The sequence below is a fragment of the Dyella kyungheensis genome (genome assembly GCF_016905005.1).
Lineage (GTDB): Bacteria > Pseudomonadota > Gammaproteobacteria > Xanthomonadales > Rhodanobacteraceae > Dyella > Dyella kyungheensis.
In genome coordinates this window covers 313,667-339,500 of the sequence record NZ_JADIKC010000002.1, presented here as the reverse complement: position 1 = coordinate 339,500, position 25,834 = coordinate 313,667, and the positions used below count along the sequence as shown (strand labels likewise).

The 25,834-nt window shown below is 65.0% G+C and carries 23 protein-coding genes; 9 read left to right on the top strand and 14 right to left on the bottom strand.

Annotated elements, in window-relative coordinates; all coding sequences use genetic code 11:
- Positions 1–338: 338 nt before the first annotated feature.
- The gene (tyrS, locus tag ISP20_RS04700; protein WP_204634919.1) at positions 339–1,550 is read right to left on the bottom strand and encodes a tyrosine--tRNA ligase; all 1,212 of its coding nucleotides are present in this window, start codon (positions 1,548–1,550) and stop codon (positions 339–341) included.
- 183 nt (positions 1,551–1,733) lie between these two features.
- On the opposite strand from tyrS, the gene ISP20_RS04695 reads away from it, so the two are divergent.
- Positions 1,734–3,173: an OapA family protein gene (locus tag ISP20_RS04695; protein ID WP_204634918.1), complete on the top strand. Its 1,440-nt coding sequence runs from the start codon at positions 1,734–1,736 to the stop codon at positions 3,171–3,173.
- A 5-nt stretch (positions 3,174–3,178) separates the two neighbouring features.
- Positions 3,179–4,297, top strand: a complete 1,119-nt coding sequence (locus ISP20_RS04690) for an anhydro-N-acetylmuramic acid kinase (RefSeq protein WP_204634917.1) — start codon at positions 3,179–3,181, stop codon at positions 4,295–4,297.
- Here the strand turns inward: ISP20_RS04690 and ISP20_RS04685 are convergent, their stop codons facing one another.
- The 3 genes from ISP20_RS04685 to ISP20_RS04675 all read right to left on the bottom strand — a co-directional run bounded on the left by ISP20_RS04685 (position 4,298) and on the right by ISP20_RS04675 (position 6,765).
- Complete coding sequence (locus ISP20_RS04685) at positions 4,298–4,600, bottom strand: hypothetical protein (protein WP_204634916.1); 303 nt, start codon at positions 4,598–4,600, stop codon at positions 4,298–4,300.
- A gap of 85 nt (positions 4,601–4,685) precedes the next feature.
- Positions 4,686–6,005 (bottom strand): AmpG family muropeptide MFS transporter, encoded by a 1,320-nt coding sequence (locus tag ISP20_RS04680; RefSeq protein WP_239535315.1) that lies wholly within the window; start codon positions 6,003–6,005, stop codon positions 4,686–4,688.
- Positions 5,995–6,765 (bottom strand): exodeoxyribonuclease III, encoded by a 771-nt coding sequence (locus ISP20_RS04675; protein WP_204634915.1) that lies wholly within the window; start codon positions 6,763–6,765, stop codon positions 5,995–5,997. The genes ISP20_RS04680 and ISP20_RS04675 overlap by 11 nt, the downstream gene beginning before the upstream one ends.
- Positions 6,766–6,807: 42 nt before the next feature.
- On the opposite strand from ISP20_RS04675, the gene ISP20_RS04670 reads away from it, so the two are divergent.
- From ISP20_RS04670 to ISP20_RS04660, 3 genes are all read left to right on the top strand, one after another.
- Complete coding sequence (locus ISP20_RS04670) at positions 6,808–7,305, top strand: GNAT family N-acetyltransferase (RefSeq protein ID WP_204634914.1); 498 nt, start codon at positions 6,808–6,810, stop codon at positions 7,303–7,305.
- A gap of 20 nt (positions 7,306–7,325) precedes the next feature.
- Complete coding sequence (gene pyrE, locus ISP20_RS04665; protein WP_204634913.1) at positions 7,326–7,973, top strand: orotate phosphoribosyltransferase; 648 nt, start codon at positions 7,326–7,328, stop codon at positions 7,971–7,973.
- A gap of 375 nt (positions 7,974–8,348) precedes the next feature.
- Positions 8,349–8,993, top strand: a complete 645-nt coding sequence (locus ISP20_RS04660) for a DUF4124 domain-containing protein (RefSeq protein WP_204634912.1) — start codon at positions 8,349–8,351, stop codon at positions 8,991–8,993.
- Positions 8,994–9,042: 49 nt separating this feature from the next.
- Here ISP20_RS04660 and ISP20_RS04655 read toward each other — a convergent pair whose 3' ends face one another.
- The 5 genes from ISP20_RS04655 to ISP20_RS04635 form a co-directional block, all read right to left on the bottom strand.
- Positions 9,043–11,367 (bottom strand): phosphomannomutase/phosphoglucomutase, encoded by a 2,325-nt coding sequence (locus ISP20_RS04655; protein WP_239535313.1) that lies wholly within the window; start codon positions 11,365–11,367, stop codon positions 9,043–9,045.
- Positions 11,368–11,427: 60 nt separating this feature from the next.
- Positions 11,428–11,898 (bottom strand): dUTP diphosphatase, encoded by a 471-nt coding sequence (dut, locus tag ISP20_RS04650; protein WP_204634911.1) that lies wholly within the window; start codon positions 11,896–11,898, stop codon positions 11,428–11,430.
- Positions 11,895–13,100 carry a bifunctional phosphopantothenoylcysteine decarboxylase/phosphopantothenate--cysteine ligase CoaBC gene (gene coaBC, locus ISP20_RS04645; protein WP_204634910.1) on the bottom strand — a complete coding sequence of 402 codons (1,206 nt, stop codon included), beginning with the start codon at positions 13,098–13,100 and terminating at the stop codon, positions 11,895–11,897. The genes dut and coaBC overlap by 4 nt, the downstream gene beginning before the upstream one ends.
- Before the next feature lie 96 nt (positions 13,101–13,196).
- Positions 13,197–14,096, bottom strand: a complete 900-nt coding sequence (locus ISP20_RS04640; protein ID WP_204634909.1) for an SDR family oxidoreductase — start codon at positions 14,094–14,096, stop codon at positions 13,197–13,199.
- A 48-nt stretch (positions 14,097–14,144) separates the two neighbouring features.
- Complete coding sequence (locus tag ISP20_RS04635; protein ID WP_204634908.1) at positions 14,145–14,888, bottom strand: SDR family oxidoreductase; 744 nt, start codon at positions 14,886–14,888, stop codon at positions 14,145–14,147.
- 112 nt (positions 14,889–15,000) lie between these two features.
- Here ISP20_RS04635 and ISP20_RS04630 point away from each other — a divergent pair, with 112 nt between their 5' ends.
- The 4 genes from ISP20_RS04630 (at position 15,001) to ISP20_RS04615 (ending at position 19,613) form a co-directional block, all read left to right on the top strand.
- On the top strand, positions 15,001–15,903 hold the full coding sequence (locus ISP20_RS04630) for a LysR family transcriptional regulator (protein WP_204634907.1): 903 nt from the start codon (positions 15,001–15,003) through the stop codon (positions 15,901–15,903).
- 81 nt (positions 15,904–15,984) lie between these two features.
- Entirely contained in the window at positions 15,985–16,656 is a 672-nt protein-coding gene (gene radC, locus ISP20_RS04625; protein ID WP_204634906.1) for a RadC family protein, read from the top strand.
- 509 nt (positions 16,657–17,165) lie between these two features.
- Complete coding sequence (gene argS / locus ISP20_RS04620; protein WP_204634905.1) at positions 17,166–18,857, top strand: arginine--tRNA ligase; 1,692 nt, start codon at positions 17,166–17,168, stop codon at positions 18,855–18,857.
- Positions 18,858–19,613, top strand: a complete 756-nt coding sequence (locus tag ISP20_RS04615) for an SPOR domain-containing protein (RefSeq protein ID WP_204634904.1) — start codon at positions 18,858–18,860, stop codon at positions 19,611–19,613.
- A gap of 162 nt (positions 19,614–19,775) precedes the next feature.
- Here the strand turns inward: ISP20_RS04615 and ISP20_RS04610 are convergent, their stop codons facing one another.
- The 5 genes from ISP20_RS04610 to speA form a co-directional block, all read right to left on the bottom strand.
- Positions 19,776–20,636: an NAD(P)-dependent oxidoreductase gene (locus ISP20_RS04610; protein ID WP_204634903.1), complete on the bottom strand. Its 861-nt coding sequence runs from the start codon at positions 20,634–20,636 to the stop codon at positions 19,776–19,778.
- A gap of 16 nt (positions 20,637–20,652) precedes the next feature.
- A complete protein-coding gene (locus ISP20_RS04605; protein ID WP_204634902.1) occupies positions 20,653–21,843 on the bottom strand; it encodes a patatin-like phospholipase family protein in 1,191 nt (396 codons plus the stop codon).
- A gap of 16 nt (positions 21,844–21,859) precedes the next feature.
- A complete protein-coding gene (locus tag ISP20_RS04600; RefSeq protein ID WP_204634901.1) occupies positions 21,860–22,600 on the bottom strand; it encodes an acetoacetate decarboxylase in 741 nt (246 codons plus the stop codon).
- A gap of 90 nt (positions 22,601–22,690) precedes the next feature.
- Positions 22,691–23,476 (bottom strand): 3-hydroxybutyrate dehydrogenase, encoded by a 786-nt coding sequence (locus ISP20_RS04595; RefSeq protein ID WP_204634900.1) that lies wholly within the window; start codon positions 23,474–23,476, stop codon positions 22,691–22,693.
- A gap of 241 nt (positions 23,477–23,717) precedes the next feature.
- Positions 23,718–25,607, bottom strand: coding sequence for a biosynthetic arginine decarboxylase (speA, locus tag ISP20_RS04590; RefSeq protein ID WP_204634899.1), 1,890 nt, complete (start codon positions 25,605–25,607; stop codon positions 23,718–23,720).
- Positions 25,608–25,834 lie beyond the last annotated feature (227 nt).

Here is a 25,834-nt window from a genome sequence, read left to right as displayed (position 1 = left end):
GACGCCCACACAAGTCACCTGCGCACACTGTCAAAGATCTCAATCACTTGCCGAACGTTGCCGTTTCAGCGCTGGAACATTTCGTCCCGAGTGAGCCGCTCATCTTACATCATCTTTCCGGTCCGTCAACACCTTCAGCGAAGAATTTTTGCTGTCGTTGTTGCCGTGGAAGACGCTGCCAGCGGCGGGGAGGCGAATAATAGGCAGGCACCCCTGCTTTGACAAGCGATTTCTGAAATTATTTTTCAGAAATTTTTGATGTTTCGCGTAAGGCGTTGTTCTCACGCGAAACTCGTTGCTACGAAGCGGCGCGATGACGATGCGTCATCGCGCTTCACTCATGCCTGCGTCAACAACACGCGTGCGAAGTTGCGCTTGCCGATCTGCAAAACCCCTTCGAAACCCGGCAAAAACACGCGTTGCGCGTCTTCAACCACTTCGGCATTGATGCGCACGGCGCGTTCCTTGAGTTTGCGATTCGCTTCGCCGTTGCTTGGCGTGAGGCCTGCCGCGGTAAGCAGTGCAGACAAGCGCAGGCCTTCCGCAGGCACGGCAATTTCAGTGAGCGGCAACAGGCTGGTATCGCCCTCTCCGCGCACCACGGCATGCCAGCCGGCAATCGCCTGCTCGGCGGCGGCGGCATCGTGGAAACGGGCGGCCAATTCGCGGGCCAGTTTCAGCTTGGCATCGCGCGGATTCAGGGCGCCGCTGGCGACCTCCTCTTTCATGCGTGCAATGTCGGCCAGCGAGGTCTCGAAACTGAGCAGTTCGAACCAGCGCCACATCAGCTCGTCGCCGATCTTCAGCGTCTTGGTGACGATATCGATGGCCGGCTCGTTGATGCCGATGTAGTTGCCCAGCGACTTGGACATCTTGTTGATGCCGTCCAGGCCCTCCAGCAGCGGCATGGTGAGCACGATCTGGGGCGGCTGGCCGTGGTGTTCCTGCAGCGCGCGCCCCATCAGCAGGTTGAACTTCTGGTCGGTGCCGCCCAGCTCGACGTCGCACTTGAGCGCCACCGAGTCGTAGCCCTGCACCAGCGGATAGAGGAATTCGTGGATGGCGATCGGCTGCTGGCCGGCGAAGCGCTTGGAGAAGTCGTCGCGCTCGAGCATGCGGGCCACCGTGTGCTGGGCGGCCAGCTTGATCATGTCGGCCGCGGTCATCTGGCCGAACCACTCGGAATTGAAGCGCAGCTCGGTGCGCTCCTTGTCCAGCACCTTATAGACCTGCTCGGCATAGGTCTCCGCGTTGGCCAGCACGTCCTCGCGGGTGAGCGGCTTGCGGGTGACGTTCTTGCCGGTCGGGTCCCCGATCATGCCGGTGAAGTCGCCGATGAGGAAAATCACCTGGTGCCCCAGATCCTGGAACTGGCGCATCTTGTTGAGCAGCACGGTATGGCCCAGGTGAAGATCCGGCGCGGTCGGGTCGAAACCGGCCTTGATGCGCAGCGGGCGGCCGAGCTTCAGCCGAGCAGCCAACTCTTCCTGCTTGATGATTTCGTCGGCGCCGCGCGCGATGGTGGCCAGCGCCTGCTCAAGCTCGTTCATGCATTCCTCAAATTTTCGTTGTCTGGACGTCACCGGAAAGCCTAGCTTCCCGGCCGGTTCCGTTAAGTGTGCGTTAACCGAAAAGTTATCGCAACCCATTGATGGAAAAGGCGTTGACGCCCTTTACACAGGGCCGCTATGGTACGCGGCAATTAGAAATGTAGTACCTGGGGAACACCGGGCATGGGTGAGAGAAACGAGACGGCGCGCGTGGCGCGCAAACAGGCTATGCGTCGCAAGGCGCAGAAGCGTCACTCTCATTTTTATGAACGTTGCGCCCATTGGTCCTTCGGTTGTCATGGTGAGGCGGAGCCGATCCACTGGCACCGCGAACGTTGGATTCTCGCCGGTACCGCACTGCTTATTACAGCCGTTTCCGGCTTCCTGATTCCCGCCTGGGCCAGCGCCATGCGCCCGGACACCATCTCGACGGCGCATGCCGTGTTGCCGCTGGAGCTGCCCAAGGTCGCACCGACCGTGGCCCAGGCTCCCACCGTGGAAGACTGGCACATCGTGCAGGTGCAGCCCGGCCAGACCTTGTCCGATCTGTTCCAGAGCCAGGGCTTGAGCCTCACCGACGTGCAGCACGTGGTCGAGCAGTCGGGCGATGCCAAGTCCCTGCACCACATCAGCCCCGGCCAGGAGTTCGATTTCCTGCTCGACAGCGACGGCAGCCTCAAGGGCATCCGCTTCGACAAGGACGAGTCCAACCGCACCACCATGCGCTTCGAAGGCGACAAGGCCACGGTCACCGCGCAGGCGCGCGAAGTGGACCATCGCGAACACGTTGCCCACGGCACCATCGACAGCTCGCTGTTCGCCGCCGGTTCCAAGGCCGGCATGAGCAACGCGATGGTGCTCAAGCTGGCCGAGTTGTTCAAGTACGACATCGACTTCGTGCAGGACCTGCGCGAAGGCGACAGCTTCACCGTGATCTACGACGACGTGTACCGCGACGGCGCCTATCTGCATGAAGGCGACATCGTGGCGGCGGAGTTCGTGAACCAGGGCGAGCGCTATACCGCCTACCGCTTCAAGAAGGACGACGGAAGCTTCGGCTGGTTCAGCGAAGACGGCCGCCCGATCCAGAAGTCGTTCCTGCGCATTCCGGTGGACTTCACCCGTATCTCCTCGCAGTTCAGCGCGGCGCGCATGCATCCGATCCTCGGCCTGATGCGCGCCCACCAGGGCGTCGACTATGCCGCGCCCACCGGCACGCCGATCCACGCGGCCGGCGATGGCGTGATCAAGTTCAAGGGCTGGATGAACGGTTACGGCAATTTCGTGATCGTGCAGCACAACGGCTCGATCAGCACGGCCTATGGGCACATGTCGAAGTTCGCCAATGAAAAGGTCGGCCAGCACGTGAGCCAGGGTGAAGTGATCGGCTATGTGGGCATGACCGGCCTGGCCACTGGCCCGCATCTTCACTACGAATTCCGCGTCAACAACGTGCAGCGCGATCCGCAGAAGGTGACCCTGCCCAAGCCGGAACCGCTGCCGGGCGTACAGCTGGCCAAGTTCAAGGCACAGGTGGTGCAGCCGCAACTGGCCCGCCTGAAGACGCTGGACGCCAACATCAAGCTGGCCAAGGCCAGCGGCACCAAGCGCAACGACGACTGATTCCCGTGGACAACGCTTCGGCGCTTTACCTTGGCCTGATCTCGGGCACCAGCGCCGACGGCATCGATGCCGCCCTGGTGCGTTTCGACGACAACACGCCCCAACTGGTGGATGCGCTGACGCATCCGTGGCCGGACGACCTGCGCGCGCGCATCCTCGCGGTGGCGCAGGACGAGGAACGGCTCGATCTGGATGCCTACGGACGTCTCGATGTCGCCATCGGCCAGTGTTTCGCCGAGGCTGCGGCCAAGCTGCTCGAACGAAATGCCGCTCACACGCCGCGGGTGCGGGCGATCGGCTCGCATGGACAGACCTTGCGCCATCGTCCCGCCGGCGAGTTTCCTTTCACGCTGCAGGTGGGCGATGCCTCGGTAATCGCCGAACGCTGCGGCATCGACGTGGTGGCCGATTTCCGCCGGGCCGATGTCGCGGCCGGCGGCCAGGGAGCGCCGTTGCTGCCTGCCGTGCACGCGATGTTGCTGGGTCGTCCGGACGGGACGCGCGTCGTGCTCAATCTCGGCGGCATTGCCAACATCACCGTGCTCGATCCGGCCGGAAAGGTCTTTGGATTCGACACCGGGCCAGCCAATGGCCTGATGGATGCGTGGCATCGGCGCCACCGCGGCGGCGCCTACGATGCGAATGGTGCCTTTGCGGCATCGGGCCGCGTGGATGAAGCGCTGCTCGCCGCCTTGCTGGCGGATGCGTACTTTGCGTTGCCGCCGCCCAAGAGCACCGGGCGCGAGCATTTCCATCTGGCGTGGCTGGAAAGCCATACGGCTGTGGCATCGGGGGCGCCCGCCGACGTGCAGACCACCCTGCTGGAGCTTTCGGCACGAAGCATCGCCGATGCCATCGGGCGCCATGCACCGGACGCCCTCGACGTGCTGGCATGCGGCGGTGGCGTGCACAACGCGGTGCTGATGCGGCGACTGGGTGAACTGCTGGGAACACGCACGCTGGCAAGCACCGCGGTGCATGGCGTCGATCCGGATTATCTGGAAGCCACCGCCTTTGCGTGGCTCGCTCGGCAACGCCTGCTGGGGCTGCCCGGCAATCTTCCCGCGGTCACGGGGGCCCGGGGTCCGCGCGTGCTGGGTGCGGTGTATCCCGCACCACGCTGATCAGAAGCTGTCGTCGCCCAACATGCCATGGGCCTGCGCCAGCGCCGCCGTCGGAGCGCGGGAAAGCGCCTGCACGGCCTCCTGGAAGGCGGCCTTTTCCTTGGCGTCCCATTGACCGCCCAGGGTGGTCAGGTCGCCCGGATCGAGCATGGTTTCCGCAAACACATTCGACGAGGCCATGCCCAGGCCGTGACGCAGTGCATGCAGCACCACATCATTGATCGACCACTGCCTTTCCTTGGCCAACGTCTTGATGCGTTCGGCCATGAGGTTGTCGATATGGCGTATGACGAGGTCCGGCACGGACGCTTCCTCCGACGGTCATAAGCCCCCTGTGACTTCATCTTGTCACAGGGTCAAGGGCGAGACTATCGACCGCTTGGCTGATTCACGTAGAAGGTTCTTTCGCTTCGGCGATGTCCCCGGGGCGCTCCTTGCTGAAGCGCGGCCACAGGATGGCGAACAACAGCATCGCCGGCAGCATCGAAATCACGGTAATGGCGAAGTACCCGCCATACCCGATGACGGCAACCAGGCCGCCGGCAAAGAAGCCCAGGACCTTGCCGGGGAGGTTGACCAGCGAGCTCAGCAGCGCATATTGCGTGGCCGTGTGCTGGCGGTTCACCAACAGCGAGAGAAAGGCGACGGTTGGCGGCCCAAGCATGCCTTCGGCGAAGTTCTGCCCGGAGATCGCCAAGGTCAGTACCGCGAGACTCCCCTGGTTGCCCAGCAGCAGAAGGTAAAGCAGGTTGCTGCAGGCACCCAGTACGATGCACGCGCCCAAGGTCTGCCAGGCTCCCCAGCGGGCCACGCACGCACCACCGACGAACGCGCCAGCGATGCCGATCCAGACTCCATAGATCTTGGTGACAGCGCCGATTTCGGTCTTGCTGAAACCCATGTCGCGCATGAACGGGTTGAAGATCGTACCGATGGACTGCTCGGGCAGCTTGAAGAGCAGGATGAACAACAGCGTGAGCCCGGCGACAACCCAGCTGTATCGGCGGAAGAAATCCGTGAACGGGTCGATGATGCTTTCGCGCATCGCCATGCGCCAACCGAGCGGCGTCGATCGGGCGACGGTCGGTTCACGCATGAAGAGTGTGGTGACGATCGGCAACACCATCGCCACCGCCATGGCCACGTAAATCCACGACCACGGAATGTGGTCGGCCAGGATCAGCGCGACGGCGCCACCCAGCAGCAGACCCAACCGGTAACCCAGCGCATAGGTCGCCACCAGCGCGCCCTGGGCCGAAGGCGGCGCGATCTCGATGCGATAGGCATCGATGGCGATGTCCTGGGTCGCCCCCATGAACGCCACCAGCAGGGTCGCCAACACAAAGGGCTGCAACTGAAGCGGGGTGAAGGCGGCCATCAACAACAGGCCGCAAAGCACACCCAGCTGCGCAAACAACAGCCAGCCGCGACGCAAGCCTAAACGCGTGAACAGCGGAAGCCGCCAGTGATCGAGCAACGGCGCCCATAGAAACTTGAGCGCATAGGTCATGCCTGCGCTGGCGATCATCGTCACGCTCTTCAGCGCAATGCCGTTTTCCTTCAACCACAGGGACAACGTGACGGATACGAGCAGGAAGGGCAGCCCGGAGGAAAAGCCCAGCAGGCACATGGTCCACGCCGCCGGTTCGGTGAACGAGCGCCAGACCGACGGCTTGCGTGCTGCCGGCGCGCTGGCCTCAGTCGGCATAGTCGACCGTATATGGCGCGTGGTCGGAGAACCACGAATCGCGATAGACCGAGCAGCGCTTCAGGCGATCGCGCAGGCCGGGCGTGACCATCTGGTAGTCGATGCGCCAACCCACGTTGTTGGCGCGCGCGTTGCCGCGGTTCGACCACCAGGTGTAGTCCTCGCCCTTGGGGTGCAGCGTGCGGTAGCTGTCGACCCAGCCGTGCTTGTCGACCAGGTCGTTGAGCCACGCGCGCTCTTCGGGCAGGCAGCCGGAATTCTTCTGGTTGGATTTCCAGTTCTTGATGTCCAGCTCGCTGCGCACGATGTTCCAGTCGCCGCACAGCACGTAGTCGCGGCCGCTGTTCATCCATTCGGCAAAGATCGGCGCGATCCAGTCCATCACCTTGAACTTGAATTGCTGCCGCTCATCGCCCGATGAACCCGACGGCACGTACAACGACACCACGCTCAACTTGCCGAAACGTGCCTCGATATAGCGGCCTTCGCAGTCGAACGGTTCCCAGCCCAGCGCCGTGCGCACTTCGTCGGGCTCGCGCTTGGCGTAGATCGCCACGCCGCTATAGCCCTTCTTGCTGCTGGCATCGCGATAGAAACAGTGGTGCCCATCGGGGCGGAACATGGCATCGGACAGCTGGTCTTCCTGCGCCTTGGTCTCCTGCAGGCAGACCACGTCGGCCTTCTGCTTGCGAAGCCACTCGAATACGCCCTTGGTACCGGCGGAGCGGATGCCGTTGGCGTTGAGACTGATGATGCGCATGTCAGGTGCTCTGGATCCCGGGGATGGGCCATCATAGCAATCATGTCCGATCACCCCGATATCCGCGTCGTGCCGGCCGACGCTACCCGCTATCCCACGCTATTGCAGTTGCAGGTGCATGAACCGCAGCGCGATTTCGTCGGGCCCGTCGCTGTCTCGCTGGCCGATGCCGCGCAATGCGGCGGCAGCCAGGCCATGGCCATTCTGTGCGATGACGAACCGATCGGGTTCTACCGCATCGAGCGGCAGCCGCGCAGCATCGCGGACCGTGATTTCGAGCGCGCCACGCTGGGCTTGCGCTCGTTCTTCATCGACGCGCGCTGGCAAGGCCGGGGCCTGGGTACGCTCGCGCTGGTCGCGGTGATGCACGATCTGAAGCAGCGCCATCCCGATGCGTGCGACGTGGTGCTGACCGTGAACGTCCGCAACACGCCCGCGCTCGCACTGTATCGGCGCGCCGGCTTCCAGGAGACCGGCGGGCTGTACCATGGCGGGCGTTCCGGGCCGCAGCACGTGATGCTGGGTGCCCTGCCTACCTGATCCCCACCAGAGAACCTGCCGTGCACGACTACCAGCGCGATTTCATCGAACTCACCCTGCAGCGCGACGTGCTGCGTTTTGGCGACTTCACGCTGAAGTCCGGCCGCCAGAGCCCCTACTTCTTCAATATGGGCCGCATCGATTCCGGCGCCGCGCTCGGCCAGCTGGGTCGCGCCTATGCCGCCGCCGTGGTGAACTCGGGGATCGAGGTCGACATGCTGTTCGGCCCGGCCTACAAGGGCATCGCCCTGGCCGCCGCCACGGCGATTGCGCTGGCCGACCAGCATGACCGCGATCTGCCCTGGGCCTACAACCGCAAGGAAGCGAAGGATCACGGCGAAGGCGGCGTGCTGGTGGGAGCCCCGCTGAAGGGCCGCGTGCTGATCGTGGACGACGTGATGACCGCAGGCACCGCCGTGCGCGAATCGCTGGCGCTGATCCGTGCGCAGGGCGCCACGCCGGCCGGCGTGCTGATCGCGCTGGACCGCCAGGAGCGCGGCCAGACCGACCTATCCGCCGCCCAGGAAGTCACCGCCGAGTTCGGCATCCCGGTGATCGCCATCACCAGCCTGGGCGACGTGCTCGCCTATGCGGGGGAACGGCCGGAGCTCGCCACCGAACACGCGCGACTGGTGTCGTACCGGCAACAGTACGGCGTGAATGCCTGAACGCCCGGGCGTTGGCGAAACCGATCACATCGCCATGCCTGGCATCATGCCAACCTCAAGCTGTCACGGTTCCGGCCGCTATACTTCCGCCCATAAGAGCCTGTTCAAGACCTCCTCGTAGCCCGCGTTGTTCTTGAGTGGCCGCCAGGCGGCAGTGCGTGGCGCAGCGCCTGCCTGGTGGGCAGGTCAAGCCGCGCGCTGCCGCCTGGCGGCCACTCAAGAACAACCCTCCGGGCCGGGGCTGTTTGCCCACAGGCCGGCGTCATCATTCAGTCGTGTACGGACGTACACTCCTTCATTCTTCCTTGTCCTGCGCGCAAACAGCTCCCGGCGCGGGCCACGAGGAGGTCTTGAACAGGCTCTAAGGGGGAATTCATGCGTAAAACAGCTTTCGTCATCGCGTTGCTCGCGCTGACCACTTTCGTGCACGCCCAGAACAAGGCGCCGACCTATCGGTATCGCTGGAAGGATGCGGCTGGCCTGCCGCACTACAGCGACAGCCTCACTTCCGATGCCATGAAGTACGGCTACGAACTGGTGAACGATCGCGGCATCGTCGTCCAGCATGTCGACCGCCAGCTCAATCCGGAAGAACGCGCCGCCGCGCAGAAGGCGGCCGAACAGCAGGCCGTATTGGACCGTGCGGCCGAACAGCGCAAGCGCAGCGACGCGCAGATGCTCGCGGCCTATCCCACCGAGGCGTCGTTCAAGACCTTGCAGCAGGAAAATCTCGACAGCCTCGATCAGCAGATCAACACCACGCGTTCGAACCTGCGCAGCCAGGAGAAGGCGCTGACGGATCTGCTGACCCGGGCGGGCGATATCGAACGCGCCAAGCAGCCGGTGCCGCCCTATCTGACCCAAGGCATCGCCAAGCAGCGCGACGTGGTGGCCCGTCAGCGCGAGGCGCTGGAGCGCGAACAGACTGCGCGGGACGCCCAGGTGCAGAAGAACACGCAGGACCTGATCCACTATCGCGACTTGAAGGCCGCCCAGGCCAAGGAAGAACAGGGCCAGTAAGCGGCGTTCCTTGCAACGAAAAAAGCCCCGGTATGTCCGGGGCTTTTTTTCAGAACGGCAGCTTCAGCGAAGGGTCGGTCGCCAGCAGTTGCTCGCGGAAGACCTTCTTGATGCGCGCGAGCGCCGCCTCGTTGTTCGCGTCGAAGCGCAGCACCAGGATCGGCGTGGTATTGGACGCGCGCACCAGGCCCCAGCCATCGGACCAGTCCGCACGAACGCCATCGATGGTGGTGAGCGTGGCGTCGCCGAAACTCGCCTTCTGGCGGAACGCCTCGATGAAGCGGTAGTGCTCGCCCTCGGCCATCTCCACCTTCAGTTCAGGCGTGGAGACGCCCTTGGGGCAGGTGGCGAAGATCTCTTCGGGCGTGCGCTCTTCCAGGTCGCCGGCGAGGATTTCCATCAGGCGCGCCGCGGCATAGATGCCGTCGTCGAAACCGTACCAGCGTTCCTTGAAGAAGAAGTGGCCGCTCATCTCGCCGGCCAGTTCCGCACCCGTCTCGCGCATCTTGGCCTTGATCAGCGAATGGCCGGTGCGCCACATCATCGGACTGCCGCCGGCATCGAGGATCACGCCCTTGAGGTGCCCCGTGCACTTCACGTCGTAGATGACCGTGGCGCCTGGCTGGCGCGACAGCACATCGCGCGCGAACAGCATCAGCTGGCGATCGGGGAAGATGATCTCGCCATCCTTGGTCACTACACCGAGGCGGTCGCCATCGCCGTCGAAAGCGAGGCCAAGGTCGGCGCCGGTCTGCTTCACCGCGAAGATCAGGTCTTCCAGGTTGTGCGGATCGGACGGATCGGGGTGATGGTTCGGGAACGTGCCATCGACATCGCAGTACAGCGGAATGACCTCGCAGCCGATACCTTCCAGCACCTGCGGGGCTACCGCGCCGGCAATGCCATTGCCGCTGTCGATGACGACCTTGAGGCGACGCTCCGCCTGCACATCGGAAGTGATGCGATCGACATAGTCGGGCAATACGTCGACATGGCGCAGATTGCCCTTGCCGCCGCGCTCGAGGCGGTTGCCCGCGATGCGCTGGTAAAGGTCCTGGATGGCGCCTTCGGCCAGGGTCTCGCCGCCCACCACGATCTTGAAGCCGTTGTAGTCCGGCGGATTGTGGCTGCCGGTCACCGCCACGCCGCAACCGGTATTGAATCGGTACGCCGCGTAATAGACGACCGGCGTGGGCACGGCGCCAAGATCGATCACGTCGATGCCGGCTTCGCGCAATCCATCGGACAACGCCCCCGCCAACTCCGGGCCGGAAAGCCGGCCGTCACGCCCCACCACGATTTCCGGCAGGCCCTTCTCGCGCATCACCGTGCCGATGGCCAGACCCAGCAGGCGCGCGACTTCCTTGGTCAGCGATTTGCCCACCACGCCGCGCACATCGTAGGCGCGGAAGATGGCCGGATCGATGGTAGCGGGCGCTGCAGGGGCCGGTTTGGGCGGAGCAAGACGCACCGGCCGAACGGGCGCTTCTTCTTCCACTGGCGTATCGAGCAGATCGGCCAGCACGGGCTCCGCCAGTTCCTCGCGAACGCGGCGACTCCGCGGACGATTGCGCATCCAGATCAGGTAGATGCCGGCGGCCAGGCACAGCAGACCCAATACGGCGGTCAGGGGCCACACATGGGGCAGCACGATGAAGGCGGTCGGCAGGGCCGCGAGAATGCTGAAGGTGCTGCCATCGACGGCGATGCCGTTGGCTTCGCGCTCTGCCGAGGGGCTGCCCGACGCAAGCAGGCGCATATCGCCGCGATCGTCGCCCTGGCGTAGTTCCAGTCGGCCGCCCGCGGTGGCGATGGATTCAAAGCGCTGCTGCACGGGAGTGAACGGCAACGCGGTCCACACCCACGCCTGCGGATGCGCGGCAGGACCCACTGGCACCACGATGGACAGCACGCGCGAGCCCTTGGTATCGGGCACGCTTTGCGCCAGCGGTTTGCCGTCGGCGCTCTGCGCCGCCATCAGCTGGGCCGCCTTGCCGTAACCGAACACGCGATAGTTGGCGTGCAGCACTTCGTCGAGACTGCCGCTGTAGACCTCGACCGCCTGCGCTTGCGGGACGAGTTGGCGAAGTTCGGTGGCAGCCTGGGCCGGGTCGGCAATGATGTGGGCCGGATCCATCGTGTGAACGGCGGCCTCCACGCGGCCGCGTTCGCTGGCGATCTCCGCCGCCACCGCATCGACTGCCTGCTTCTGTGCCGCGTGCACGCGTTCGACGGCGCTGCCCTCGTCAAAGATCTGCCAGGTCTGCCAAAGGCAGAAGAAGCCGGCGAGCACCAGCAACGTGCCCGCCGCCAGCGGCAGCAGGCGGCGCCCGTCGATCGATCCGGCAGCGCCGGTATTGAAGATCTTGGCCATGTCCTGTCCCCGCACAGGCTATCTGGTCGCTTCGAGCACGGACGCGAACGCCCGCACCATTCAGTTGACGCCGGTCGAACCGAAGCCGCCCTCGCCCCTCTGCGATGGCGCGAACTCTTTCACCACCTTCAGCCGCGCCTGCGCCACCGGCACCAGCAGCAGCTGGGCGATGCGATCGCCCACCGCAATGGTGTACGGCTGCGCGCCGCGGTTCCAGCATGAAATCATCAGCGGGCCCTGGTAATCCGCATCGATCACACCCACCAGGTTGCCCATCACCAGGCCGTGCTTATGGCCCAGGCCCGAACGCGGCACGATCAGGGCGCACCAACCCGGGTCACCAATATGGATGGCCATGCCGCTGGGCACCAGCACGCTTTCACCCGGCTGCAGCGTCAACGGCGCCTCGATGGCGGCGCGCAGGTCCATGCCGGCGCTACCGAGGGTGGCCGCCTGCGGCAGCGGAATCGAATCACCCAGGCGCGGATCGAGAATCTTCAGCTCGACGTCGATGCCGACGCCAGCCGTCATGGGCGCACCGCCCGGTAACGCTCGGCCACCTTGGCCACCAGCTGGCGCGCCAGCTCCGTCTTCGAAGCGCGCGGCAGTTCGATGGCCCCCTCGGGACCGTACAGCGTAAGAGCGTTGTCGGCGGCCTCGAAGCCGAGGCCACCGCCCACCTGGTTGGCGGCAATCATGTCCAATCCTTTGCGCTTGAGTTTGTCTTGCGCGTAGCGCTCCACATCATGCGTTTCCGCGGCGAATCCGACCAAGAAGGGGCGCACGGTTTGCGCAGCCAGCGTGGCTAGGATGTCCGGGTTCTCGGCAAGACGCAGCTCCAGCGGCTGGCCGTCGTGCTTCTTGAGCTTCTGCTCGGCCACTTCGGCGGGGCGGTAATCGCCCACCGCGGCCGCGGCGATATAGATGTGCGCGCCGTTCGATGCCCCTACCACCGCGTCGCGCATCTGTTCGGCGCTGCGCACGTCGATGCGCCGGGCAATGCCCGGCGGCGTCGCCATGCTCACGGGACCGGTGACCAGGGTGACCTCGGCACCGGCCTGTGCTGCAGCCTCGGCCACGGCGAAACCCATGCGACCGGAGCTGCGGTTGCCGATGAAGCGCACCGGATCGATGTCTTCGTAGGTCGGTCCGGCACTGACCACCACCTTCAGTCCGCGCAGCACTTCGTTGCCGAACGAGCCGACGATGGCTGCACGCAGCTCCAACGGTTCGAGCATGCGGCCCGAGCCGATGTCGCCGCAGGCCTGGTCGCCCGACGCGGGGCCGAGGATGTGCACGCCGCGCTGGCGCAAGGTGTCCACATTGGCCTGCACGGCCGGATGCGCCCACATCTGCTGGTTCATGGCAGGCGCCACGTACAGCGGCGCGGCGCTGGCGAGGCAGACGGTGGTGAGCAAGTCGTTCGCCATGCCGTGGGCGAGGCGGGCAATCAGGTCGGCGCTGGCCGGTGCGATGACGATGCGCTCGGCCCAACGCGCCAGTTCGATATGGCCCATGGCCGCTTCGGCCTCGGCATCCCACAGGCTGCTGCGCACCGGCTGGCCGGACAGGGCCTGGAATGTCGTCGCGCTCACGAAGTGCGCGGCGTTCTCGGTCATCACCACGCGGACCTCGGCATCGAGGTCGCCCAGGCGGCGAACCAGTTCGCACGATTTGTAGGCTGCGATACCGCCGGATACGCCCAGCAGGATGCGGCGTTGGGCAAGACTCATGTGATAGGGCCTGACTACCGTTTGGTGCCGTAGCTTACCGGAATCATTCCTGCGTCTCGGTGAAACGATGGCGGGCGGCGCATGGCCGCCCGATGCTCAGGCCGTGACGCGTGGATGCAGGATGTCCTCCAGACCGATGCGGCGCAGCAGCTCCGCACGCACGCGATCGGCCACGCCGTTGACGATCTCGGCGCCGTCCTCGGACGGATCGATATGTACACGGAACGGGCGCTTGCCGAAGGGCTTGTCCACCACCTCGACGATGGCCCGCGCCACGGCTTCCGGATCGGCATCCGCCGGTTCCAGCGAGGCCAGCCCCTTGAAGGCGACCTCGCCAAAGTCGGCGGTGGGGCCCTCGGCATACGTCTTGGCAACGGCTTCATCCGCCGGCGCGCCGGCATGGGCAAAATGCTCGGTGCCCTTGGTGAAGGCGCCCGGCACCACGATGGACGTCTCGATCCCCCATCGCGCCAACTCGCCGGCATAACTCACTGCCAGTGAATCCATGCCCGCCTTCGCCGCGAAATACGGCGCCAGATAGGGCGGCGTGCCGCCGCGGACGCTGCTGGAGGAGACCCACACCACCAGTCCGCGTCCCTGCTTGCGCAACTGCGGCAGCGCGGCGCGGTTGACGCGCTGCGTGCTCAGCACATTGGTGTCGTAGAGCTGGGCGAACTGCTCCGGCGTGAACGCTTCGGCCGGGCCGTAGGACATGTGGCCGGCGTTGTGGATCACCACGTCGAGACGCTGCTGTTCGCCGATGATGTGTGCGATGGCGGCATCCACCGACGCTTGCGAAGCCACATCCATCTCGACGGCGCGCAGGTCCACGCCGTGCTCCTTCGCATACTGCTTCAGCTCCTCCACGCGGGCCGCGTTGCGTCCGTGGGTTTCGCGCATGCCTGCATAGACCGTATGACCGGCGTGGGCCAACGCGCGCGCGCTCATCAGGCCGAAGCCGCTCGAGGCGCCCGTAATGACGATGACGTACTTCATGATGCGTACTCCGGGAAGAACATCGCGTGGCGATGTGTGGAAGGGAACTCAGACCAGGCCGCCGTTGGCGCGCAACACCTGGCCATTCACCCAGGCGCCGTCGGGACCGGCGAGGAAGGACACGACGCTGGCGATGTCATCGGGCGTGCCCAGGCGCTCCAGTGGCGCGGCCTTGGCGAGCTGATCGATCTGCTCGGGCGTCTTGCCCTTGAGGAACAGATCCGTCGCCGTCGGGCCCGGTGCCACGGCATTGACCGTGATGGCGCGGCCGCGCAGTTCCTTCGACAGCACGTGCGTCATCGATTCCACGGCGGCCTTGGTGGCCACGTACACGCCGTAGCCCGGAAAATTCAGGCCCACCACGCTGGTGGAGAAATTGACAATGCGGCCACCCTGGCGCAGGCGCTTGCCCGCCTCACGCAGCGTGTTGAAGGTGCCCTTGAGGTTGATCGCGATGGTGCGGTCGAACAGTGCATCGTCGCTGTCGCTGATCGGCGCCAGCTGCATGACGCCCGCGTTGTTCACCAGCACATCGACGCCGCCGAAGGCGGTTTCGGCCGCATCGAACATGCGGCGTACGGCGGCCGGGTCGGCCACGTCGGCCTGGGCGGTCAATGCACGACCGCCCTCGCCTTCGATCTTGCGGGCGAGGTCCTCAGCCGAGGCGGCATCGCCGGCATAGTTGATGACGACGGTAAAGCCGTCGCGGGCCAGTCGTTCGGCCACGGCGGCACCGATGCCGCGGGAAGCGCCGGTGACGATGGCGACCTTGGATTCGTGCTTGGCAGACATGGGGAAAATCCTCTGAAGGGGCCGACCGTTGTCGGCGTGAGCAAAGGATGGTCTTTTCTTATTGGCGGATAATCTGCTTGAATCCGTCATCATCATTCGGACTGAGCGAACAATGGACAAGGTCGACGCCATGCGCCTGTTCGCCCGCATCGTGGAGCGCCGCAGCTTCACCCTGGCCGCGCAGGACCTGGAATTGCCGCGTTCCACCGTTACCGACGTGGTCAAGCGGCTGGAGGCCCGGCTGGGCGTGCGCCTGTTCGAACGCACCACCCGGCAAGTGCGCCCGACGCTGGATGGCGAGGCCTATTACCAGCGCTGCCTGTGCATCCTGGCCGAGATCGAGGAAGCCGAGGCCGCCTTCACCGGCGCTCGTCCCAGCGGCCAGCTGCGCGTGGACGTACACGGCGTGCTCGCGCGCCACTTCATGCTGCCGGGGTTGCCCGATTTCCTCGCACGTTATCCGGATATCCAGCTGCGCATCGGCGAAGGCGACCGTTACGTCGATCTCGTGCGCGAGGGCGTCGATTGCGTGCTTCGCGTGGGCAAACCCACCGACAGCAGCATGATCGGGCGCCAGATCGCCAGCCTCGCCGAAGGCACCTACGCCAGTCCTGCCTATCTGGAACGCCATGGCGTGCCGGCCACGCCGGACGATCTGGACGGGCACCGGATGGTGGCCTTCGTGTCGTCGGCCGCCGGCAGCGTGCTGCCGCTGGAATTCCAGATGGCCGGCGGTGTGCGCGAACATCTGTTGCCCCACGCCGTAACCGTGGCCGGCGCCGAAATGTACGTCGCCACGGCACGACTGGGCCTGGGCTTGGTGCAGGTACCCAGCTATCGCGTGCAGGAGGATCTGGCCCGCGGCACGCTGGTCGAAGTGTTGTCGCGTTTTCCGCCCACGCCTTCGCCGGTCTACGTGCTCTATCCACAAAACCGCCAGTTGTCACCGAGGGTGCGTGTCTTCATCGACTGGCTGAGCGCCGAGTTTGCCGCACGGCTACCCACCGTGACCTGACCCGCCTGCGGCCCGAACGCTCACAGGGCCGCCGATGCCGGCCGATGGGCACGCCCACCAGTCAGCGGCAGGCTTACCGCCATGAGCATCCGTGAATGGCCCGAAAGCGAACGGCCCCGCGAAAAACTGCTGGCCCGCGGCTGCGCCGCGCTGTCGGAGGCGGAATTGATCGCCGTGCTGCTGGGCAGCGGAGTGCCCGGCAAGGACGCCATCACCTTGGGGCGGGAATTGCTCGGCAGCGCTGGTGGCCTCGGTTCGCTGCTCGCCGATCCCGGCGGCAGCATTCGCTTGCGCGGGATCGGCCCGGCCAAACGGGCCCGCCTCATCGCTGCACTCGAACTGGCCCGCCGCAGCCTGGCAGAAGAACTCGCGGACCGCCCCGCCCTGGCCAATCCTCATGAAAGCGGCAGCTATCTGCGTGCCCAGCTAAGGCACCTGCCATACGAGGTATTTGGCTGCCTGTTTCTGGACAATCGTCACCGCGTGCTGGCGTTCGAAGAACTTTTTCGCGGCACGATCGACAGCGCCAGCGTCCACCCGCGAGAAGTCGTCCGCGCCTGCCTCCGCCGCAATGCATCGGCCGTGATCTTTGCCCATAACCACCCCTCGGGCGTGGCCGAGCCCAGTGCCTCCGACCGCGCCATCACGCGGGATTTGCAGGATGCGCTGCAACTGATCGGCGTGCGCGTGCTCGATCACCTGGTGATCGGCAGCGGCGAGCCCGTGTCGATGGCGATGCTGGGGCTGATCTAGCAGCCCGCGGGCGGCCTCCAGTCTTGACGCCCAAAAAAACAACGGCGCGGGGGGAGATCCGCGCCGTATGGCCGTCTTGTGGGGAGAAAGGAGAGTAACGGCGTGCTCCTGACCCCGTCGGCGGGGAGGAGCCTGGGGGACGAGAGATAGTGTGGCCGTGCCGCATGACAGGCTCGTGACGTGGATCGAGACAAATGCCTAAGGCCTTCCCGCGGCGTGGCTTCTGTGACTTATGCACATTTGGCCTGAGACGGCACTTTCCGTTCACAATCTCCCGAGGGCTTTACATGTGCAATGCATATTGCTGATTTATCTAGTTAATTTTTGTGACACTGCGATTTCCGTGGGAAAATACGCCTGCTGACCTGCAGGACGTTGGAGCTTCCCCACAGAGTTATCCACAGACTTCCCCACCGCAACGCAGCACACGCCCACACACATCGGAGCCCGGCTGAATGGGCCTTCGTCTGATAGGATTGAGGGTTCCATCGCCGTCAGATCCCAGAGCCGTGAAAGAACAGCTGCGCGAACTGCTGCTGCAGGCCATTCGTACCCTGCAGCAAGACGCCACCCTGCCCGCCGACCTCGAAGTACCGAACTTCGTGATCGAACGCACGCGCAGCCGAGACCACGGTGACTTCGCGGCCAATGCGGCGATGCTGCTGGCCAAGCCGGCCCGCGCCAAGCCGCGCGAACTGGCCGAGAAGCTGGTGGCCGCGCTGCCGGCCAATGCCCTGGTGGGCAAGGTCGAGATTGCCGGCCCCGGTTTCATCAACTTCTTTCTCGCGCCGGGCGCCTACCACGCGGAGGTCGAGCGCGTGCTCGCCGACGGCAACGCCTACGGCCGCAGCAACAGCGGCAAGGGCGTGACGGCGGGCGTGGAATTCGTCTCCGCCAACCCGACCGGCCCCCTGCATGTGGGCCACGGCCGCAACGCCGTGCTCGGCGATTGCATCGCCCGCGTGCTCGACGCCACCGGCTGGAAGGTGAAGCGCGAGTTCTACTACAACGACGCTGGCGTGCAGATCCAGAATCTGGCCGTGTCGACCCAGGCGCGTGCGCGCGGCCTGACCCCGAACGATGCCGGCTGGCCGGAAGACGGTTACCGCGGCGACTACATTGCCGACGTGGCGCAGGCCTATCTCAACGGCGACAGCGTCGAAGTGGAAGGCCACGTGGTCACGGGCGCAAAGGACGCCGAGGACCTGGAAGCCATCCGCCATTTCGCCGTGGCCTATTTGCGCCGCGAGCAGAATCTCGATCTGGCCGCGTTCGGCGTCGGCTTCGATGTCTATTACCTCGAGTCGTCCCTCTACTCCCAGGGCAAGGTGGAAGAGACCGTGCGCGAGCTGGTCGCCCATGGTCATACGTACGAGGAAGGCGGCGCGCTGTGGCTGCGCTCCACCGACTACGGCGACGACAAGGACCGCGTGATGCGCAAGTCCGACGGCACCTACACGTATTTCGTGCCGGACGTGGCGTACCACATGACCAAGTGGCAGCGCGGCTACGTGAACGCGGTGACCGTGCTGGGCTCGGATCACCACGGCTCGCTGGCCCGCGTGAAGGCTGGCCTGCAGGCGCTGGATGACGGTATCCCGAAGGGTTACCCGAACTACGTGCTGTACCAGATGGTGACGGTGATGCGCGGCGGCGAAGAGGTGAAGCTCTCCAAGCGCGCCGGCAGCTACCTCACCCTGCGCGACCTGATCGAGGAAGCCGGCCGCGACGCGACCCGCTTTTTCCTGATCGCCCGCAAGGCCGATTCGCAGCTGGTGTTCGACATCGACCTGGCCCGCTCGCAGAGCAACGACAACCCGGTCTATTACATCCAGTACGCCCACGCCCGCGTCAGCCGCGTGCTGGAAGAACTGGCCGAGCGCGGCCTGCCGCCGGTGGACGCCAAGGCCAGCATCGCCCAGCTGGGCCGCCTGGACAGCGAGCACGAACAGGTGCTGTTCACCGAGCTGTCGCGCTATCCGGAAGTGGTGGAGGCGGCGGCCGCCAATCTGGAACCGCACCTGATCGCGCAATATCTGCGCGAGCTCGCCGGCGCGCTTCACAGTTACTATCACGAGCACAAATGGATCGTGGATGACGCCGAGTTGCGCAACGCGCGCATCACGCTGGCGCTCGCCACGCGCCAGGTCATACGCAACGGTTTGGATTTGCTGGGACTCAGTGCCCCGGAGAAGATGTAAATGGCAGCACGCAAGGGCAAGGGTCGACAGGCCGTCCGCAATAACAGCGGTGGCATGCCGGGCTGGGGTTGGGCCGTTATCGGCATCCTGATCGGTGCCGTGCTGATGTTCGCCATGCGCGGCCATCTGCCGATGGCGCCGCGCGCCAGCGATGGCCCGCAACCCAATGCCCAGGCCACCGCGCAGCGCGGCAGCGATGCCGGCGCCGCGGGTACGGAATCCACCTCCGCCAACGACAGCGCACCGGCCGCGGCCAAGAAGCCCCAGTACGACTTCTACTCGGTGCTGTCGGAGAAGGAAGTACGCATCCCCGACGCGGTGATCAGCGCACAGGCCAAGGCCGAGCAGCAGCAGAAGCAGCAGGCCGCCCAGCAGGCTGCCGCGCAGCAACAGGCTCAGGCCGCGGCGCAGAAGCCGGCGCCCGGTCCGGCCGCTGTCGCCGAAGCGATCACGCCAGCACCGGAATCGGCGGTGCGCGCACCGTCGCCCGCGCCGTCAGCGGCTGCCGCTGCGCCCGCCGCCAGCGGTTATCTGCTGCAGGTCGGCGCCTTCCCCAGCCCGTCCGATGCCGAAACGTTGAAGGCCAAACTTGCGATGCAAGGTTTCGTCGCCAACGTGTCGCCGGTGAACGTCAATGGCCAGACCTACAGCCGCGTGCGCCTGGGCCCGTTCCATTCGGCTACCGAACTGGAATCGGCCAAGCAGCGTTTGTCTTCTGCTGGTATCAATGCGATTGCGTTGAAGGAAGGCCGGTAAGGCTGATCGCGCAACGCAGCGACAAAAAAAGCCGCGCCATGCGCGGCTTTTTCTTTGGGCGGAACTTCTCTTGTGGGAGCGCACTTGTGCGCGACAACCTCACGGAGCGGCACCCTGAGAGGTGGCGCGTCGCGCACAAGTGAGCTCCCACAGTGATCGGCGTCAGCCCTTGCGCTTGAGCCTGATCAAACCGGAAATGTCGTCATCGCCGTGACCCTGCTTCATCAGCTCGGCGTAGTCGGCCAGTGAGCGCTCGATCACGCTGCGGTTGGTGCCGGCTTTTTCGGCGATGCCACGCACGATGCCCAGATCCTTGTGCAACAAGCCGAGCTTGAAGCCGACGCTGAACTCGTTGCGCAGCATGGTGGCGCCGCGCTTTTCGAGGAACCAGTTGCCGGCGGCGCCGGCACCGAGCGTGGGTAGCAGGCGTTCCGGATCGAGGCCCAGTGCTTCGGCCAACGCGAGGCCTTCGCACACGCCTTGGGCGATACCGGCGACGAGTACCTGGTTCACTGCCTTGGTGGCCTGGCCGGCACCCACGTCGCCCAGATGGGTGACGCGCAAGGCGTACGCTTCCAGCACCGGCCGGGCGCGTTCAAGCACGTCGGCATCGCCTCCCACCATCACCGAGAGCTTGCCGTTCTTCGCCCCTTCCACGCCGCCCGAGACCGGCGCATCGAGGAAATGCGCGCCGACCGCGGCGAGTTTGGCGGCGGCCTGCTTGGCCGTGTCGGGTGCCACGGTGGAGTGATCCACCACGATGGCGCCCTTCTTGAGATGCGGCAGCAGTGCGTCGACGGTGGCGAGCACGTCGGCATCGGCGGTGACGCAGAGCGCGATCACGTCGCACTGTGCGGCAATCTCCGCCAGCGACGGCGCGATGACGCCAAGTTCCTTGGCCACCGCGTCGGCGTTGGCCTGGGTACGGCTGGCCACGGCGTGGAGCAGACCGCGATCCTTCAAATGTCCGGCCATCGGCGTGCCCATGGCGCCGAGTCCGATGAATGCAGCTTTGAGACTCATGTGTGTTCCTGGGTTTTCAATCGTCGCAGTGTACGTCGTGGGTCACGAAGGGATGCTCTGCCGAGGGCTTCGCGAACCACTCCGGCTGATCGAGCGTGGATTGCATGTCGTCCCTGCCGCTGGTCCAGTGCTGGCGCATGCTGTCGGCACTGAACTCATAGTCCTTGTAGTGCCCTTCGTAGGGTTTGTTGCGGTAGATCAGATGGAACAGGTTGATCAGCGCGCCGCTGGCATAGATTTCCGCCTGGCGATACGCATGATGATGACGCTGGTCTTCCGGCACCAGGGCCATCAGATCATGCAGCACGCGCTGCTGGCGCTGGCGGTTGGCCATGTATTCGGTGATCAGGCGCGTGCGGCTGGAATACTGGATGTCCTTCGAACGCGTGGTGACTTCGGCCAGATCGCGCGGCAGGTCGCCGCGTGCGCTCCACAGGTCCACCTGGAAAACCAGCGAGTCGCGACACGAGGCATCGGACAGCACCTTGTAGAGCGGCGTGTTGGAGACCATGCCGCCGTCCCAGTAGAACTCACCGTCGATCTCGATGGCCGGAAAACCCGGTGGCAACGCGCCCGATGCCATGAAGTGCTCGACGCGCAGGTCACCCTCGGTGTTGTCGAAATAGGCGAAGTTGCCGGTGCGGATGTTCACTGCGCCTACCGACACGCGCATCGCCGTCTTGTGATTGATGCGGTCGAAATCGACCAGCCGTTCCAGCGTGGCCTTCAGCGGCGAGGTGTCGTACCAGCTGGCCGTGGTGGGCGACGCACGCCACGGCATCAGCGGGAAGGGACGCGGCGTGAAGAAGCCGGGTTGTCCTTCGCTCAGCGCGCGCAACGCGGCCAGGCCGCTCAGGCCGTTCTGCCACGGCAGCTCCCAGGCACCCGGGTCCAGCGGCGGGGTGAACCATGTCGGTATCAGCTGCGGACGGGTGATCGCCTGCCAGAACTCGTGCAGTCGCGCCACGCGTTGCTCGGGCGCGTTGCCCGCGATGATCGCCGCGTTCAGTGCGCCAATGGAGATGCCAGCCACCCAGTTCGGCTGCATGCCGGCCTCGACCAGGGCTTCGTACACACCCGCCTGGTACGCGCCCAGCGCGCCGCCGCCCTGCAATACCAGGGCGATGGTCTTGTATTGCTGATGGTGCTGCTTCAGCGAATCGAGTGCCGCAGCGTCGGGTGCTTTGGTTTTCTTGCGGACGTCCATACGAATCAGCCTCGCCTTACTCGGCCAGATAGTCGTGCACCACGGTGCCCAGGTCGAGCGTCAGGTCCGTGATGAAATGCAGCGCCGATACCACCTTGAGCACGGGCAATTCGGCCACCGGTGCAAGCGCATGCGGATGCAGTTCCAGCGAAGCGGGCCCGGTCCAGGCGCCCTTGAGCGTCACGTTGGTGGTGTAGTAACGAACCAGCTCGCAGATGCGCGGCGTGCCATCCACGTGCGGGATGATCTTGAGCAGGAAATTGGGCGCCGCCAGCGAGTCCAGCACGGCCTGGTGGTCCGCCGGGCGATGCTTGAAACCCATGGTGGCTTTGGCCACCCGCACCTTGCCGTAATCGAGCGTGCCGACCAGCGTGTCGATCTCGGTATCCAGCTGCGGGGTGGCCAGCTTCTTGGGAAAGCCCCAAAGCTCGCGCCCGCCGGCAATCGGCGGATGATCGTTCAAGTACATCGAATGCACATAGCCGCCATGCTGGCCCTGGAAGCTGACCGGAATCACCTGGCCCGATTCGGTGTAGTCGCCGAAGCCGGTGGAATCGGGCATGCGGATGAACTCGTACTTCACCAGCGGCTCGCCGATCTCCAGTGGCTCCGGCACGACTTCGCGCAAGGCGTCCGTATCGGTGCGATAGGTGATGACCAGGAATTCGCGATTGACGAAGCGATAAGGACCCACGGGAAACGCGGGACTGGTCAGGGGCATGGCAAAGGCGTTGGCCTTCACGTCGGCGATCTTCATGGCAGCGCTCCGGGCAGTGGCGGCACGCGTCGCGTCCAAGCGCGCGTGGCGCGGCAGTCCCGCCCGGGCGAGCCGGGCGGGACACGTCGATTACTGCATGTACCAGCCGTGGCTCACCACGATCGACTGACCGGTGAGCGCGGCGGACGGGAACGTGGCCAGATACAGGGCCGTCTGCGCGATGTCCTCGACGGTGGTGAATACGCCATCCACGGTGTCCTTGAGCATCACGTTCTTGATCACTTCGTCCTCGCTGATGCCCAGCTCCTTGGCCTGCTCGGGAATCTGCTTTTCCACCAGCGGCGTGCGTACGAAGCCCGGGCAGATCACGTGCGAACGCACGTTGTGCGCGGCGCCTTCCTTCGCCAGCGTGCGCGCCAGGCCCAGCAGGCCGTGCTTGGCGGTGACGTAGGCGGATTTCAGCTTGGACGCTTCATGCGAATGCACCGAGCCCATGTAGATCACGGTGCCGCCGCGGTCGTCCTTGTACATGTGCTTGAGCGCGGCCTTGGTGGTGAGAAAGCCGCCATCGAGATGGATGGCCAGCATCTTCTTCCAGTCGGCGAAGGCGAACTGCTCGATCGGATTGATGATCTGCACGCCCGCATTGGAAATGAGGATGTCGAGGTGACCGAACTGCGCGACCACCTTGTCGGTGCCCGCGTTGACGGCGTCTTCGTTGGTCACGTCCATGGCGATGCCGATGGCCTTGCCGCCGGCCGCGTTGATCTCGTTGGCGGCTGCATCGGCCGCCTGCTGGTTGATGTCGGCGATGGCTACTGCCGCACCGTTTTTCGCGTAAAGCTCGGCGATCGCCTTGCCCAGCCCACTGGCCGCGCCAGTGATGAGTGCCACCTTGCCGTCGAGACTTGCCATAACCACTCCTATCGATGGGGAACGGGGAAAGCAAAAAAACGGTTGTCAGGCTGTCACAGCCTGGGGTGCGCATCCATAAGACGAATGGACCGAGACTCCCATTCCGCCATTCCTGCGGCGGCCGGAATCCAGTGGCGTCATGGCTCGGCTGTCGCGGAAAAGCTGATGAAGCTCTCCGCGAAAACCAAGCACGCCTGCAACTGGATTCCGGCCTGCGCCGGAATGACGAGCATCTATCGCCTCAGCGCACACCTTCCGACAGGTAGGTATATCCGGTGAGACCTTCATTCAAGGTGACAAACAACTGTTCTGCTGCGGTGCCTTCGACACCCGCCGCCGCAATACGTTCGCGATAGCTGCGACGCAGCGCTTCCAGGTCGTAGCCCACGTAGTCGAGCATCAGGTCGGTGGTGTCGCCGCGGCGCCGATGCGCGAAAACATACGAATCGCCGTCGACGCGTACGTTCACCGCATCGGTGTCGCCGAACAGGTTGTGGATGTCGCCCAGCGTTTCCTGATAGGCGCCGACCATGAAGATGCCGAGGCGGTAGCTCTCATCTTCTTTCAGGGCATGCAGCGGCAGACTGACGTCCACGCCTTCGGCGTCGACGTAGTCATCGATGCGGCCGTCGGAATCGCAGGTGAGGTCCACGATCACGCCGCGGCGCGTGGGTTCTTCATCGAGGCGTGCGATCGGCGCGATCGGGAAGATCTGGTCGATCGCCCAGATGTCCGGCACCGATTCGAACACCGAGAAATTGGCGAAGTACTTGTCCACCAGCTTCTCGTCGAGTTCGTCCATCGCCTGGCGGTGCGAACGCTCGGCCGGCAGCAGGCGCGTGCGCACGGCGTTGGCGATGGCGTAGTACATGTCGTCCAGGTGCGCGCGATCTTCGAGATTGAGCTGACCCAGCGCGTACAGCGTCTGGCCTTCGGCAAGATGGTGCTGTGCTTCGTGGAAGAGTTCGAGCGCGGGACGCGCATCCATCTCGGCCCAGGTTTCGCGCAGGCGACGCAGCACCGCCGGCTCATGCTCGTGCGCCTCGGGGATGCGACCCTCGGGCACCGGCTCCACTTCGGTGATGTTCACCACCATCACGGCGTGATGCGCGGTCATCGCGCGGCCGGCTTCGGTGATGATGTGCGGCGCGGGCAGGTTCTCTTCCGCCACCGCCTCGGCCAGCGACTGCACGATGGTGGCTGCGTACTGCTCGATCGAATAGTTGATCGAGTTATGGCTGCGAGAACGCGAGCCTTCGTAGTCCACGCCCAGGCCGCCGCCGACATCGACGATGTCCAGCGGCACGCCCATGCGCTTCAGCTCCACGAAGTAACGGGTGGCTTCGCGCATGCCGTTGGCGATGTCGCGCACATTGGAAATCTGCGAGCCCATGTGGAAGTGCTGCAGCTTCAGCGTGTGCTTGAGGCCGGCCTGATCCAGGCGTTCCACCAGGGTGAGCACCTGGCTGGGCGAGAGGCCGAACTTGCCCTTGTCGCCGCCGGTGTTCTGCCACTTGCCCGCGCCGATGGAGGCCAGGCGCACGCGCACGCCGAGCAACGGCTCGACGTTCAACGCCTTGGCTTCGGTGAACACATGATCGAGCTCGGACAGCTTCTCGATCACGATGTGCACGCGCAGGCCCAGCTTGCGGCCGATCAGCGCGAGGCGGATGTATTCGCGATCCTTGTAGCCGTTGCAGATCACGATGCTGCCGGGACGCGCCATTGCCAGCACGGCCATCAGCTCGGGCTTGGAGCCGGCTTCCAGGCCGAAGCCGTGCTCGCCGGCGGCGACCAGCTCGCCGGCCACGCCGCGCTGCTGGTTCACCTTGATCGGATAGACGGCCGTATAGCCGCCCGCGTAATTCCATTCGCCGATCGCCTTGGCGAAGGCGTCCTGCAAACGCTTCAAACGATCGGCGAGGATATCGGGGAAGCGCACGAGCAGCGGCAGGCGCAGGCCTTCGGCGCGGGCGCGATCCACGATCGCCGGCAGCGACAGCGCCGGGCCGGTGGCGCCCTTGGGACGCATCACGATATGGCCGGCGTCGTCGATGTCGACATAGCCGTCGCCCCAGTGCGGGACGGCGTAGGTATGACGGGCAGCATCGATGTTCCAGTGCTTCGACATGGAGGGTTCCTTGTGCAACGGGCGTATCACACCCTGAACATGTCGTCGCAGCGGCGAGCCTTGACGAAACACCAGTCAGCCGGGCCGGAAGCCTCGCACGCCGCGGGGCCGCGGCTGACCTGACGAACCGCGGGCAGGAGGGCACGGCGGTACGGACGGCTATTGTAACGGGCTCTTGTGACAATGTGCCGGAGACCGGCCCCGGTTGAGGCGGTCCCGGAGACCCC